Raw genomic sequence first — 13134 nt, forward strand, 5'->3', positions numbered from 1 at the left:
AGGCGTTGGACGTAATTCCTCTGGAAGGAAGTGATCTGTCGGCTAACAATCCGTAGGTACCTTAAGTATACCTTGGGGGTCAAATTTCGAGTGCCAAAAGGGGTCAATTTTCAAGCGCTGTTGACAGTCTTCCAAAGCAGTCCGTTGGGGTAATATTCGTATGTCGTTACTCTGTTGTTCCAGTCGGAAACGGTCTTTAAACGGTTGTCCTTGTAATATGTGTAATTAACCTGCTTCCCGCCGGGGTAGGTAAGGACTTTGAGGTTGCCGACAGGGTCGTATTCGTACTGGATCACATTGCCCCGCGAATCGTTGTATCTGTCAACCCGGTTTAGATCGTCATACCGGCGTGTAATCGTATAGACGCCTTCGGTGACGGTCTCGATGTTGCCGTTGGGGTCGTATTGATACGATACGGTCCCGTCAGGGTCGGTGAAGCTTGACAGCCGTCCGTCGTCATAATACTGATAACCGGTTGCCTGTCCACGGGCGTTGGTCATCTGCTCGACAAGATTTCTGCTGCTGTAATCATAAGTGATCGTGCTTCCCGGATACGAAGACCTCTCGTGCCGGAGCATCCCGTTGGGGTGATAGTCGAGCCCGGTCTCGTAATTGTTGGGGTCGACCATGGCCTGAAGGTTGCCGTCATCGTCAAAGCGCTGGGCGCTCTCGACACCCGGCACCGGCGAATATACGTGAACAAGCCGGTCCAGCGCGTCGTACTGGTACCGGGTAACCCTGGTTAAAGGGTCGGTCGTCTGCTCAAGGCGGTCAAGAGCGTCATATTCGTGCACGGTACTGCGGTAAACAGCGTCGGTAACGGTCTGGGTGTTGTTCAAATCGTCATAGGCGATGGTCTGTGTCTTTATGCCCCGCGCGTCCCATTTCCCGGTCAGCCTCCCCAGTTCGTCGTACTGAAACTCGGTAGTGTGTAGTTCGGGGTCGATTATTTTCCAGAGGCTGCCGTCGTCGAAATACTGGTACTCGGTGGTGTAGCCGTTGGCGTCGGTCACATTCTTCAGTTGGTCTTCTCCGTCATACTGGTACGTTGCTTCGTAATAAACCCCGTCTACTACGGTTGAGACCTTTTCGAGGCCGCGGTTATTGTTGTACTGATAATAAGTCGTATGATTTCTGGCATCCGTCTCGGTGAGTTTGTTGTGATAACCGTCATAGGTGTAACTGGTGGTATGCCCCAAGGGGTCGGTAACGTTTAGCAGGTTGTCGTTATCATCGTACTGGGTTACGGTTGTTTTTTCGGCCCCGTCGGTGGTCGTTTCCAGCCTGCCGGCGGCATCATAACCGTAAGCGGTTTTCTTTCCCGCCGCGTCGACAACTTCATAAACCTGTCCGGCAACATAGGTATACGTTGTTTCGTGGAGAAGGGGAGAGATGACCTTCTCCAACAATCCGTTTCCGGGGTAGTATTCATATCTTGTCTCTTTCGTCAGCGGGTTGATCTTCTTTGTCACGCAGTTGGGGTTGGTTGTGTCTTCATAGTAATAGTAGACCGTTTCAGATACGGCGTTTGTCAGCGACTCCAGATTGTCGTCCGCATAGTACGACATGTATGTGGAGCCTAGTTCGGTACCGTTTAGCTCGCGCACTTCGCTGGTGAGATTTCCACGGTCGTCATAACCGTAGGTGGTGGTAATACCTTTGGGATCGGTGGCGGTTTCCATATTTCCGTCTTCGTAGTAGGTGTAGGAATTGGTATGATTAAGCTGATCCTTAACGCTCAAAATATTGTAACTACTGTCATGTGTATATACTTTAATTTTGCCGTTGCGGTCGTAAACGGTAGTGATTACCGTACCGGGCTGTGTGGTTTCATCATAGTGGAATTCGTTAAGTTGATTCGTTGTGACACCATCGTCCTGGGTGGCCACCCGGCCTAGTTCATCGTAGGTGTCGTAAAAGATTTGTACGCCTTCGTCATCGTTCGCTCCTTCGACGCGTCCGTCGGCGTTGTATGTGTAATCGATATAGTGCCCTTCTGCATCTGTGATGCGGGTTAGGTTGTGGCTGCCGTCATAACCGAAACTTATGAAGCGGCTTAACGGGTCGGTAACGCTGTCGATCAATCCGTAGACGTTATAAGTTACTGTTAAAGTACGGCCGGAAACGGCCTCGGTAATAGTTTCAAGACGGTTGTCGACATTATAGCTGAGATCTATCGGCTGACCGTACTTGTTTTTCACTTGAACCAGACGGCCGTTAGAGTCGAACTCGTAAACGCTCTTGTCTTTACGCTGTAAAGTAAAGCTGCTGTCGGCATTCTTGGTTATAGTGTCGAAACGAGTTGCCAGGTCAAGTGATGAATACGTGTCCGTTCCGTTATACACGAAATGGTTTACCCGGTTTGCCGTCCAGTGAAGGTCAATATTACCGTCAGACAGCGTTTCGAGACGTGCCTCGAAATTATGTCCCCATCCTCTGCCGAGCGATCCTTCGTTTAACAGGAGGGAATTATAACTCGCAATGAACGATAATTCCTGAGCACCGCGGACGGTCAGCAGGTTGCGTTCCATGACATGAGCGCCGGTGCCGGTGTCGATCGGTTCCGCTTCGCACGATGCTTCGCGCATGGCGTCATCAAGCTTGGCTAGGTAAGGTAAGGCGGGGTAACCTGAAATCGGCTTTCTGCCGCTACCATCTAAAGCAACTAAATAACCTGAGCAGAAATCTCCAATGTATACAGTGCCGTCGGAATCAATAGCAGGGTTTGACCAGGAACATATCGGAGTACTAGGACTGATTAGTACATGAACATCATCCGCTAAACTTCCATCAGTGTTTAATACTATCAAATGGCCTGGGGAACCGCTATAATAAAGGACGGGAAAAAGAATTTTCCCTTCGGCATCGACCGTTAAGGAAGCCTCACAATTGCACTCCCCGCCGAAATACTGCTCGGAGTTAAAACTCCACAAATAATCTCCTGTCTCGACATCAAAGGCGCAAATATAACCGTGATCTGTAACTGCATAGTAATTCCCTCCATCCGGTGAAAGCGCCCCGGAAGCCGAGAAACTACAATCAAAACCCACGTTGGTCTCCCATTTAAAAGATAGGTCCGGGTTAAAAGCAAATACGGAGTTTCCATCTAATGTTGGGACTAACACAGTTCCGTCAGACGTAATCGTAGGAGCGGCAAACATGGAGGGTTCTTTACCTTGAGTAAAACTGTAAGTATGCTGTATATTACCGTTAATATCGATTGCATATATGTTGCTACTGCCAAGACTCCAACCACAAACATAAATAAGACCGTTGACCGGGCTGACGGCAGGCCAATGCTCACCAAAACCCTCTTCGCAATAGACTTGCCAACGGACAGTCTGGTCAGGGTACAGTGCACATAAACTAGTATCCGATGTAAATATTATTGTCCCGTCATCGTTAATTACAGCCGGCGAGCTTACCCATCTTTCCGGCGTCTGATACGACCAGATGATATGGCCGTCATTATGGTCAACAGCATAAAAAATGCCCTCGCGCTCTGTCCCAATGTATATCGTACCGTCGCTGCCAATTGTAGGGGAGATATTCCAGCCAATATAATCGTCTTCCGATAGCACAGTATGCCACTTCAAACTGCCGTCCGGGTAAAAGGCAAGCAAATCCCCGTTATTTCCTGCGATATAAATACATCCGCCCAAGCCGATAACAGGCCCAGCCTTTTCTGCAAAGATGGAGTTTTCACCGAGCCCTGCGACTGCGCCTAAATCCTGATACCACTTGATACAACCTTTGGGCCTGCTGACGTATGGGCTAAGTCCGGTCGAAGCATTGTCGCGGGAGATCTTCGGCCAGGGACTATCAGCTAAACCGCCGGCATAGGCGCTATCCGGCCGAATGAATAATACGCAAATAGAGGCTACCAGCATAAAAGTTATAATAAAAACAACAGGTGCGTTTCTATTAAAGCAGCCGAATTTTTTAGTTAATCCGTTGATTGATATTGTCGAACGTAAATGTTCAATAATACTGCAATTTCCACCCCATCCCCCTGATTGGTGCCTTTCACGCCTTTTGCATAGAAAGATCATGATATAACCACCTCCAGGAACATTTAATTTCTATAACCCGGGATATTGAAATAGTGCCAAAAAAATTATTCAAGCATGGTCTACGTAATAACCAATTAGTCTATGGATAATTATGCTATTATTCGTGTAACATATCATATCTCACCATAATTTTACTTGTCAACTATTATTTCAACAATATTCAATTATTTTTTGTGAATTGTGTAGAAATCACTAATATCAAGTAGACTTCACGTTATTTGCATTTTTTAGGAATATGAGGTTGTGAGGTGGGGCTTGCCGAAAAACTCAGGTAGATTTGTGAGATTGTCTGCAGTCGCGTCAGCTGTGAGAGAACCACGCCCTCTTTCTAGGCCGGGGGGGGAACGCATGGACCGGTACAGAAATTAAGACCTTTACATCTTTTATGTGTTTTATGGTTTCTTTCATTGGAAACATAGGGATTTTAATATGAGGTCGCATAATTGCCATTATCCGTCGTAAGGAATGCTTTTACGGCGGATAATTGTTTCAATCCACTATGTTAAGTGGCAAAAAATGAACGGCGTGTAAGAACGCTAAATAACTAAAGTGATTCGCCTGTGTGAGAGAAAGTTAAGATCCTTCAGACGAGTGAATCTACTTAATTATTTATGAATCAGGTTACCGATTTCACCGCTGACAAGCAGTAGGATAAGTATTACATCCCTAGGTGACATCCCTTATCAATCGGGTCATTGATTTCTACCAAGTCGCTATCGTAGGCCAGAACGATCTCCCGGACACCGAGCGACCCTGCAATTTCCGCCACGCTCCCACGATCCCATGCCGGGTACCGCAAATGTATGTTAACCTTTGTCCATCAGTCCTCTCAGTACTTCCAGGTTTTCGATGTCCTCCTCCAGCTCCGGCCCTTTAGGGGTTTCCAGCACCATGGGCAGATCGCGCAGGCGCGGGTCGTTCAAAAGGAGACGGAAGGCCCCGGCGCCGAGCTTTCCCTTCCCTATGTGCTCGTGGCGGTCCACGCGGCTGCCGAGGTCACCCCTTGAATCGTTGAGGTGCACCGCTTTAAGCCGGTCAATACCTATTATTGCGTCGAGGGCGTCAAACGTCTCTTTAAACGCCGCGGGCGTGCGCAGGTCGTAACCCGCGGCGAAGACGTGGCAGGTATCCAGGCATACGCCGATACGCCCTGGGTACGTGCTGTCTCCGATGATCCGCGCCAGTTGTTCAAAGCGGCCGCCCAGGTTGGAGCCCTGGCCGGAAGTGGTCTCAAGCAGCACCGTCACCCCCGACTCCTCCGTCCGCTTAAGAACCTCGTCCAGCGCGAGCCTGACCCGCGCGAGGCCTGTTTCTTCGCCTGCTTCCGAAGAGCCCGGATGGGTCACCAGATAAGGAAGACCAAGCGCCGCGCAGCGCTCAATCTCCTCAATGAAACCGGCCATCGACTTGAACCATAAGTCCTCGTCCGACACCCCAAGGTTGATGAGGTAGGAGGTGTGGGCGAAAACCGTCTGTATCTCGCTCTCCTCCCAGACCTTTTTAAAACGCGCCGTATCTTCGGCGGTTAGCGGTTTTGCCCGCCACTGCCGCGGGCTTTTGGTGAAAATCTGGACCGCCTCGCAGCCGATGCTTTCCCCGCGAAGGACGGCGTTTTCCACGCCTCCCGCGATGGACATGTGCGCCCCCAGTAAGGGCATCCTTAGCACCACTTCCTTTTCGGGGGACGCAACGATAAGCAACGCATTGCTGCGTCAGCCCGGCGTAGCCGAATCCTCACGTACGCACCCGGTACGCTCCGGTTCGCTCCACCGGTCTTCCTTGCACTACATCACTTCTCGTTGCGCTCCGTGTGCGTTACAATACTGTTTCTAAGTTCCAAGCTTACGGGTCCATATTTTCATGCCAGGCGTATTCCGAATCCCGGGCTGAGGATTGAAGACTTGACCCGTAACCCGTGGCTCAGGACTCTTGACTCATACGTACGGCTCGGCAGTAGCGTGAAACAGGGCACTCCCCGCAGTGCGGCGATTTTTTGAGACAAATCCGGTGTCCCAGCGCGTCTATCTGAGCGTGGTACTCGTTGAACAGTTTGACGTCCGCCGGCAGGTGCCGCATGAAGAACTCCTGCATTTCCCCGTATTTAATCCGTTCAGGGAAGTAGCCGAGACGGTTGAAAACACGGTGGGTATATGCGTCAATCACAAATATCGGCTTACGTGCCGCATAAAGAATAATGCAGTCCGCCGTCTCCGGTCCGATCCCGCGAATCGCCAGGAGACGCCCCCGCAAAAGCCCGGTTTCCTGCGCTAAAAATCCATTGAGGTTGCCGTTATACTCTTCCAGAAGGACGCTGCAAAAATCTTTCAACTTCTGCGCTTTCTGAAAATGATAGCGCGCCGGGCGCAGGACCTCGGCCAGTTTTTCCCGGGGCGCCGCAGATATGGCTGCGGCTTCGAGCCATTCTTCCGCCTTAAGGTTGTCTATCGCCCTTACCGCCCCCCTCCAGGAGACATTCTGGGTAAGGATCGCGCCGATAATCATCTCAAAGTCGGTATCCGCCGGCCACCAGTGCCGGGGACCGAAATACTCATAAAGACCCCGGTATATCTCCAGCAGCGAATCACGTGTATTCCCGTTGTTGAGGTTTTGTCCCGTCATTTTCTTATTTTCCCGATCGCCCCTTTCGCCAATTCGCCGACCGTGGTTTGTTTTAACGCGCCGTCGATGTATATGCTCAGGCTGCCGGAGTCCGCCGCAAGCGGCTGCAGCCCGCCGACCGCCTCTTCGGCTCCCATCTGCCCGAGGGCCCATGCCGCGAGCCCGCGAACCCCAGGTTCCGGACTTCGCAAAAGTAATATCAGTTCCGGTATCATCTCGAGGACCAGGTCTGATTTCAAAACCGCCATGCGCCCGAAGGCCCAGGCTGCTCCTGCCTGAAGAAAAGGCTCGTCGAGCGCCGTCATGATTATCAGGGCGTTCTCCCCAAAGACCTCCGGTGAGCGTGTAACCGCCTCTCCCACCGCCGGCGCCGCAAAACAGCCGCTAGTGCCGGATTCGTCGTTCAGCGCCCAGTAAAGACGCCGCATCCTGTCCCTGCAGAGTTCTACATTAACTTCTTTATAAGCCGCAATCGCGCGGCCGAACCCCTCCACCGCCTTCCATGCCGTCTCTTCGTCGTTCTGGTAAAGCGCCCAGATCAGCGCGTCGATAAAACGCGGGTTGGCCTTAACTTCCGCTTCAAGCCTGTCCCAGTCGTTTGCGCGTAAAAGTTGTAAAATTATTTCTTTTTCTTTCATGCCCCACCCGCGACTTAAAATCTCTCATACTGACAGGTCTTTGGGGTCCGTTCGACGTTCGACGTGCAACGTTCAAAGTTCAAGGTTCAAATTTTAAAGTTCTTCGACTTTGGACTTTGCACTGATCCTTCTACCTTCTACATTCTACCTTCTACACTCTACCTGCTACTTGTTATCTTCCTCTTCGCCGCCGCCGCCAGTTCTCCCACTGTAGTTTCCGTTAAACGACCTTCACTGTAAATTCTCAACGGCGCCGAGTCGTTTTTCAGGACCTCCAGTTCCGCAACCGCTTCCTCAGACCGCATCTCTCCCAGCGCCCATGCCGCGTTCCCCCGCACGGCGGGGTCGGAACCCCGCAGCAGCGGGATAATCCGCGGCGCCGCCGCCATTACCAGGTCGGGCCGGACGCCGCCGATTCGTCCTACAGCCCAGGCGGCGCCCGCCTGGAGGCAAGGGTGCGCCAAAGCGAACAAAAGCATGGGCGCGTGTTCGATGAAGGTTTCCGGCACGCGGGCGATCGCCTCACCGAGGGCAGGCGCCGTAAACCGCGCGCTCACGCCGCATTGCTCATCGTTGAACGTCCCTACAAGACGCGCCATTCGGTCGCGGCAGAGTTCCCCGTCGGTTCCGGAGACTATCGCGGCGGCGCGTCCGAACCCTTCAGCCGCCCTCCAGGCCATTTCTTCATCCGCCAGGTTGAGCGCCTGAATAAGACCGTTTAAAACACGGGTGTCTTTCCGGGCTTCTTCCTCCAGGCCTTCCCATTCCGCCGTCCTTACCAAAGAAATCACTTTGTCCTTGGCTCTCATCTTCTTTCCTCTGCTCTCTCCTGAAAATCGTGCTTCGTTCGGTGGGCGCGACGCGAAGTAACGCATTGCTGCCAACTGCGAGGCGGGAAGTGAGATATCGGAGCTGAGATGCTTGTCGGAATTCGCTTAATAAGCGAATTCCTTCGAGAATCCCACTTCCAACTTCCCACGTCTCAATTCCCAATTGCCCGGTTCTTCTCCACCGATCTTCCTTGCACTGCATCACTTCTAGCCGCGTTTCGTATATGTTACAATACTCCTTCTAAATTCCAAGCTTACGGGTCTATTTTTTCAGATTTCGTGGCGCCACAAAATTTGAATGCGCGACCCCCTATTCGTAAATCCTTACGCTAAGATTCTCTCCTCTTTCTAATAACCCTTTTAAAAAACCGCGCCTGACTTTTTCGGAGGTGAGAGGCGGGAGGTTAGAGGTTAGAGGGTCCAGAAACTGGTGGTCTGAAGTAGCAGGCCGTGGGACACCAAGAAGGAAAACCGCCGGACTCTGCCGAAATCTACGAAGAACTTAGTATACCGGTGAAACTCGATGATTTCATCCTCCATAGCCCAAGTTTTTGCTAAAATTGTGGGAACTAAATGGGTCCTTACTGACCCGGCCGAACTAACCTGTTACGCCCGGGACGCTTCGGTTGCTTCGGGCCGGCCCGCGGCGGTGGTAGTTCCCGGTTCCTCCGCCGAGGTGTCGGCGGTGCTGAAGGCCGCCGCGGAGGCGAGCATTCCGGTCACGCCACGCGGCGCCGGAACCGGCCTCGCGGGCGGCGCCGTCCCCATGGAAGGCATAGTCCTGGCGCTGACCAGGCTGCGCGGATTGTCCGTTCACAAGCGGGACCTCGTAGCCTCGGTTGGGGCGGGAGTGGCCACGCAAGACCTTCATGCCGCCGCCGAAAACGAGGGGCTTTTTTACCCGCCCGACCCTTCAAGCGCCTCAGTCTGCACCATCGGAGGCAACGTCGCCACAAACGCCGGCGGCCCGCACGGTTTTAAATACGGCGTGACCCGCGATTACCTTCTCGGTCTGGAGGTGGTCCTGTCCGACGGAACGTTGATCCAAACCGGCGGACGGACCTTGAAAAACGCTGCCGGTTACAGTCTCACCCAGCTTTTATGCGGTTCCGAAGGAACCCTTGGTGTCGTTACGAATGCCCTGCTCCGGCTGATACCGCTGCCGGAAGAAAGGGCCGGCGTTCTGTCGGTTTTTGACGACCTGGGCGCTGCGGCGCAAGCCGTACTGGAGATAATCAACGGCGGAATTTGTCCCTCGGCTCTTGAGATTATGGACCGCACCACGCTTTCCTGCGCGGCACGGGACATCTGGCCCGCGCCTCCGGCAGCCGCGCTGCTGGTAGAGATCGACGGTCCCCTCGAGGTTGTCCTCCGGCGGGCGTGGGAAACCGAGACCGTTTGCCGCGGCTGCGGCGCCAGAAAGGCCAATACGGCATCCGGCGGCGAAGCGTCTGACTTTGCCGGCCTCAGACGTGCCGTCTCCGGTTCCCTTACCCGTCTTTTTCCTTTAAAAATCGGAGAGGATGTGGCGGTCCCGCTGGGCATGCTGCCGTCATTCATCGATATGATGGGATCTTTAAGCGCGGATACGGGTGTTAAAATCGCCGTTTTCGGGCATGCCGCGGACGGCAACCTTCATCCCAACATCCTGTTCGATCCGCGCGATATCGACGCCGTTCAGGTTGAAGCCGCTATTGAAGGCATATTTCAGGCGGCTTTTAAATGCGGCGGCGCCCTCTCCGGCGAACACGGCGTCGGCATGCTGAAATCGCCCTTCTTCGAGCAAGCCGTCGGCCCGGAGACGATAGCGCTTATGCGCGGTATCAAAAAGGTTTTTGACCCGCATGGTCAATTAAACCCGGGTAAAATCTGGCCCCATGGTGAGTAAAACTACTGCCCTAAGTGGGTTTTTCGGGTCTCCAAGCCCGTACCGGTGCATCCGCTGCGGTTTCTGCCTCTCCGCCTGCCCCACCTACCGTCTTGAGCCGTTAGAGCCGGATTCCCCGCGTGGCCGCCTTGCGCTTCTCGAAAGCCTTGCCGGCGGGACGCCTCACTCCCCGGCATCGGTCTCACACCTGGACCGCTGCCTCGGGTGCCGGTCCTGTGAGGCATCGTGCCCGGCGGGCGTCAAAGCCGCGCTTGAAATACACGCTGTAAAACTACAGAACGACCAGGACTTTCCCGGCCGTTTTTTCCGTCGGGTATGGCGGCTCGGCTGCCGGACGTTCCTGACCGACAACGCAAGACTGTTCCGACTGCTTAAAACACTTATTTTTCTCAAAAGAACGCTGCTCCTTGAGACCCTCGCGCGAATCCCGGGCTTTGCCGCCTTCGGCGGCCGCGAGGGCCTGGCCGCCCTTCTTCCTTCCGCCGTTCACCGTCCGGCGGCGCGCCCGTTAATCATGCCCGCCTTGAAAAAGGAAGTGTACCGGGTGGCTTTTTTCACGGGCTGCGTCATGGAGATCGTACTCCGGCCCGCAAACGACGCCGCCGTAGAACTCCTCCGGTCCGCCGGATGCGCGGTCATCCTTCCAACCGGACAGGTCTGCTGCGGCGCCCTATCCTGCCACGGCGGGGATACAAAGACCGCCGCCGGCCTCGCGCGGCGCAACATCGAAGCCTTTTCCGGCGCCGGACCTTACGACTTCCTGGTTTGCGCTTCGGCTGCCTGCACTGTGCATCTAAGAGAATACCCGTCGCTTTTCCCGGATGACCCGGCCATGCGGCAAAAAGCAGAACTGTTCGCCGCCCTTGTCCGGGATTTTTCCGAAATTATCTACGAACTTAAGCCGAATGTTGAACCGGTTTTTCCCGTCCCGGTCGCCTATCACGAGTCCTGCCTCCTCCGCAACAGCGCCGCCCCCGGCGCCATGGGCAAACTTCTGCTCGGCCTTCCGAAAGCCGAAGCTTTTCCCGCCCCGCATTCGGGCTGCTGCGGGAGCGCAGGCGGATACAACCTCCGCCATCCCGGCACGGCATTATCCCTTCTCGACGCTGAAATCACGGCGCTTGACCGCAGCGGCGCTTGTACTCTGGTTACAGACAACCCCGGTTGTTTGCTGTTCCTGAGTCACGGTCTCAAACGCCGAAACCTGTCGGGCAAGATAACGGTAAAACATCTTGCCGAATTCTTAAAACCGCGCGGCGTTTAATTCCGGCGTAACTATTCAGGTATTCCTGTCGTTTTGTGGCCTATTACCACCACAGTATAATCGTGCTGCGCCAAACGGGCATTGTTTAGGATTACATTCAACCGCTGAGTGTTTTGCTGGACAAAATTTGCCTGAAACGGCAGTTTACTCCATTCCGGTCGCACAAACCGCAAAAGCGCGGACGCTTCGCTGGAAGCGCTCCCGGAAGTGATCGCCTAGTTTCAGCAGCAGGGGTATTCGTTCGAAACGTTGGACGAAAACGTTAAACCCATCCATATGAAGCGGGTCCATGTACCGCAGACAGCGGCACCGATAAACCCATAATCAAAATTTTAACTATTAAAAAGGCCGCGCGGTGCTGCCGATAACCCCTACCGCCGTCGGCGCGTCCCTGCCTTTAAGTGACTTTTTTTCTCCTCAAGCGTAAATTATCTTTCTAAGATCGATAAACCTGTCAGTTACCCTTGTGGTGATTACTTCCATAACGTTTTCCACTTTATCGCTTAAATCCTCCGGCCGGTTTTCGTCAAACCGGATATTGACGGTCAAATCGGCGCCGTCCCAATCTACCTGCGCCTTCAACGCCTCGCTGACAAAGCGCAGCGGCACAAATGTTCTCCCACCGACAATCCTTGCCGGCACGGGAAGCATGACCTCTTCCCCGGCGATCAGCGCCGTTTTACTATTGACTTCAAGAAGGACATCGGTCTCGGCATATTTTATATTCACCGTTCGGCTCCCGCCGTCCCACGACACCTCCGCCCCCATGGCCTCCGCAAGGCTTCGCAACGGAACCAGCAAATGTCCTTCCTCCAGCAGAGGAGGGTTTTCAATAACCACTTCACGGTCGTTCAATAAGATTTTTACGTGCGGCAGTTCTTCCTGATACTCGTAAACCGCCCGTGAAATGCGCTGAATCGTCTGAAAAGCCTTTCCCCGGCTTTCGGTTCCCTCACTGAAAACAGAGAGGATATACGGATTTTCCGGATGCTCTATGTACCCGATATCGTTGTAAGTGCCGGTAAACGGCCAGTTGCCGATTTTGTGCGCCACTTTAATTCCTGCGGGCAGAGGTTCGGGTATCCGGTCGTTAAAAACCGTGTTTTCGAGATAACCGATCAATATGCCGCCCTGCTGCGGATGCTCCGAGGCAAACTTTAGAAGACAGAGCATGTATTCGGCCATGTCCTGCGGACAGGTGGTATTCCGGGCGTCATCTACCACCTTTCCCCCGAGTCCGCGCATGTACGTCTTTACGTTCGATCTTCCCAAATATGAAAGAAGTATGTTGGTCGCCACATTATCGCTCTGTGTTATTGAATACCTGGAAAGAGCGGCGATGCTGAATTTGCTTCCGATTGGTTTGTACTGCAGCACCCCGGTGCCGCCCTCATAGTGAGCCTGTTTATAGGTGAGGATCGTATCCGTTTTAACCCTGCCCGCCGCAACCTGTTCCCACAGGTAAAGGTTCATGGGCAGTTTAAAGGTACTGGCGGCGTAAAATGATGCGTCATGGTTTAGCCCCAGCCGTTCTCCCGATCGCATATCGATTAGGCAGACGCCGTATGTACCCTTTTCCTTGCTGATTATCTGATTGAGCTGCGTCGAAAGCCCTGCGTAACCGGCCGTGGTGGTAACGGCTCCCTGCGCCTGGGCCCTCCCGCAGGCGGGGATAACAGCCAGGTTAACGACCAATAGTATTATGACGGCTTTTGCTTTAATAAACAATCTTTCACCCTTACTCTGATTAATTGGCCTACACTAAAAATTATAAAACCGCCGTCCCCGCCTGGCCATAGCTATTTGCTAAACAGCTTTGTCT

The 13134-nt window shown here is 53.4% G+C and carries 8 protein-coding genes and 1 pseudogene; 2 read left to right on the plus strand and 7 right to left on the minus strand.

Annotated elements, in window-relative coordinates:
• Positions 1-110: 110 nt before the first annotated feature.
• The 6 genes and pseudogenes from AB1500_11410 to AB1500_11435 form a co-directional block, all read right to left on the minus strand.
• Positions 111-2588: a DUF6531 domain-containing protein gene (locus tag AB1500_11410; GenBank protein ID MEW6183757.1), complete on the minus strand. Its 2478-nt coding sequence runs from the start codon at positions 2586-2588 to the stop codon at positions 111-113.
• A 336-nt stretch (positions 2589-2924) separates the two neighbouring features.
• A pseudogene (locus tag AB1500_11415) lies at positions 2925-4052 on the minus strand (PQQ-binding-like beta-propeller repeat protein).
• A gap of 827 nt (positions 4053-4879) precedes the next feature.
• Positions 4880-5731 carry a deoxyribonuclease IV gene (locus AB1500_11420; GenBank protein MEW6183758.1) on the minus strand — a complete coding sequence of 284 codons (852 nt, stop codon included), beginning with the start codon at positions 5729-5731 and terminating at the stop codon, positions 4880-4882.
• 262 nt (positions 5732-5993) lie between these two features.
• The gene (locus AB1500_11425; protein MEW6183759.1) at positions 5994-6692 is read right to left on the minus strand and encodes an endonuclease III domain-containing protein; all 699 of its coding nucleotides are present in this window, start codon (positions 6690-6692) and stop codon (positions 5994-5996) included.
• Positions 6689-7330 (minus strand): DVU0298 family protein, encoded by a 642-nt coding sequence (locus AB1500_11430; GenBank protein ID MEW6183760.1) that lies wholly within the window; start codon positions 7328-7330, stop codon positions 6689-6691. The genes AB1500_11425 and AB1500_11430 overlap by 4 nt, the downstream gene beginning before the upstream one ends.
• A 158-nt stretch (positions 7331-7488) precedes the next feature.
• Positions 7489-8139: a DVU0298 family protein gene (locus tag AB1500_11435; GenBank protein ID MEW6183761.1), complete on the minus strand. Its 651-nt coding sequence runs from the start codon at positions 8137-8139 to the stop codon at positions 7489-7491.
• Positions 8140-8683: 544 nt separating this feature from the next.
• On the opposite strand from AB1500_11435, the gene AB1500_11440 reads away from it, so the two are divergent.
• Together AB1500_11440 and AB1500_11445 are read left to right on the plus strand one after the other, a co-directional pair.
• Positions 8684-10048 (plus strand): FAD-linked oxidase C-terminal domain-containing protein, encoded by a 1365-nt coding sequence (locus tag AB1500_11440; GenBank protein ID MEW6183762.1) that lies wholly within the window; start codon positions 8684-8686, stop codon positions 10046-10048.
• Complete coding sequence (locus AB1500_11445) at positions 10038-11312, plus strand: (Fe-S)-binding protein (protein MEW6183763.1); 1275 nt, start codon at positions 10038-10040, stop codon at positions 11310-11312. Before AB1500_11440 ends, AB1500_11445 begins: the two co-directional genes overlap by 11 nt.
• A gap of 417 nt (positions 11313-11729) precedes the next feature.
• Here AB1500_11445 and AB1500_11450 read toward each other — a convergent pair whose 3' ends face one another.
• The gene (locus AB1500_11450) at positions 11730-13040 is read right to left on the minus strand and encodes a serine hydrolase (GenBank protein ID MEW6183764.1); all 1311 of its coding nucleotides are present in this window, start codon (positions 13038-13040) and stop codon (positions 11730-11732) included.
• Positions 13041-13134: the final 94 nt, after the last annotated feature.

It is taken from the genome of Bacillota bacterium (assembly GCA_040755295.1).
Lineage (GTDB): Bacteria > Bacillota > Desulfotomaculia > Desulfotomaculales > Ammonificaceae > SURF-55.

Bases quoted from the DNA above. Each gene is read 5' to 3' on its own strand.
- AB1500_11410 (MEW6183757.1), bottom strand. From the start codon at position 2,588: ATGCGCGAAGCATCGTGCGAAGCGGAACCGATCGACACCGGCACCGGC.
- AB1500_11420 (MEW6183758.1), bottom strand. From the start codon at position 5,731: ATGCCCTTACTGGGGGCGCACATGTCCATCGCGGGAGGCGTGGAAAAC.
- AB1500_11425 (MEW6183759.1), bottom strand. From the start codon at position 6,692: ATGACGGGACAAAACCTCAACAACGGGAATACACGTGATTCGCTGCTG.
- AB1500_11430 (MEW6183760.1), bottom strand. From the start codon at position 7,330: ATGAAAGAAAAAGAAATAATTTTACAACTTTTACGCGCAAACGACTGG.
- AB1500_11435 (MEW6183761.1), bottom strand. From the start codon at position 8,139: ATGAGAGCCAAGGACAAAGTGATTTCTTTGGTAAGGACGGCGGAATGG.
- AB1500_11440 (MEW6183762.1), top strand. From the start codon at position 8,684: ATGATTTCATCCTCCATAGCCCAAGTTTTTGCTAAAATTGTGGGAACT.
- AB1500_11445 (MEW6183763.1), top strand. From the start codon at position 10,038: ATGGTGAGTAAAACTACTGCCCTAAGTGGGTTTTTCGGGTCTCCAAGC.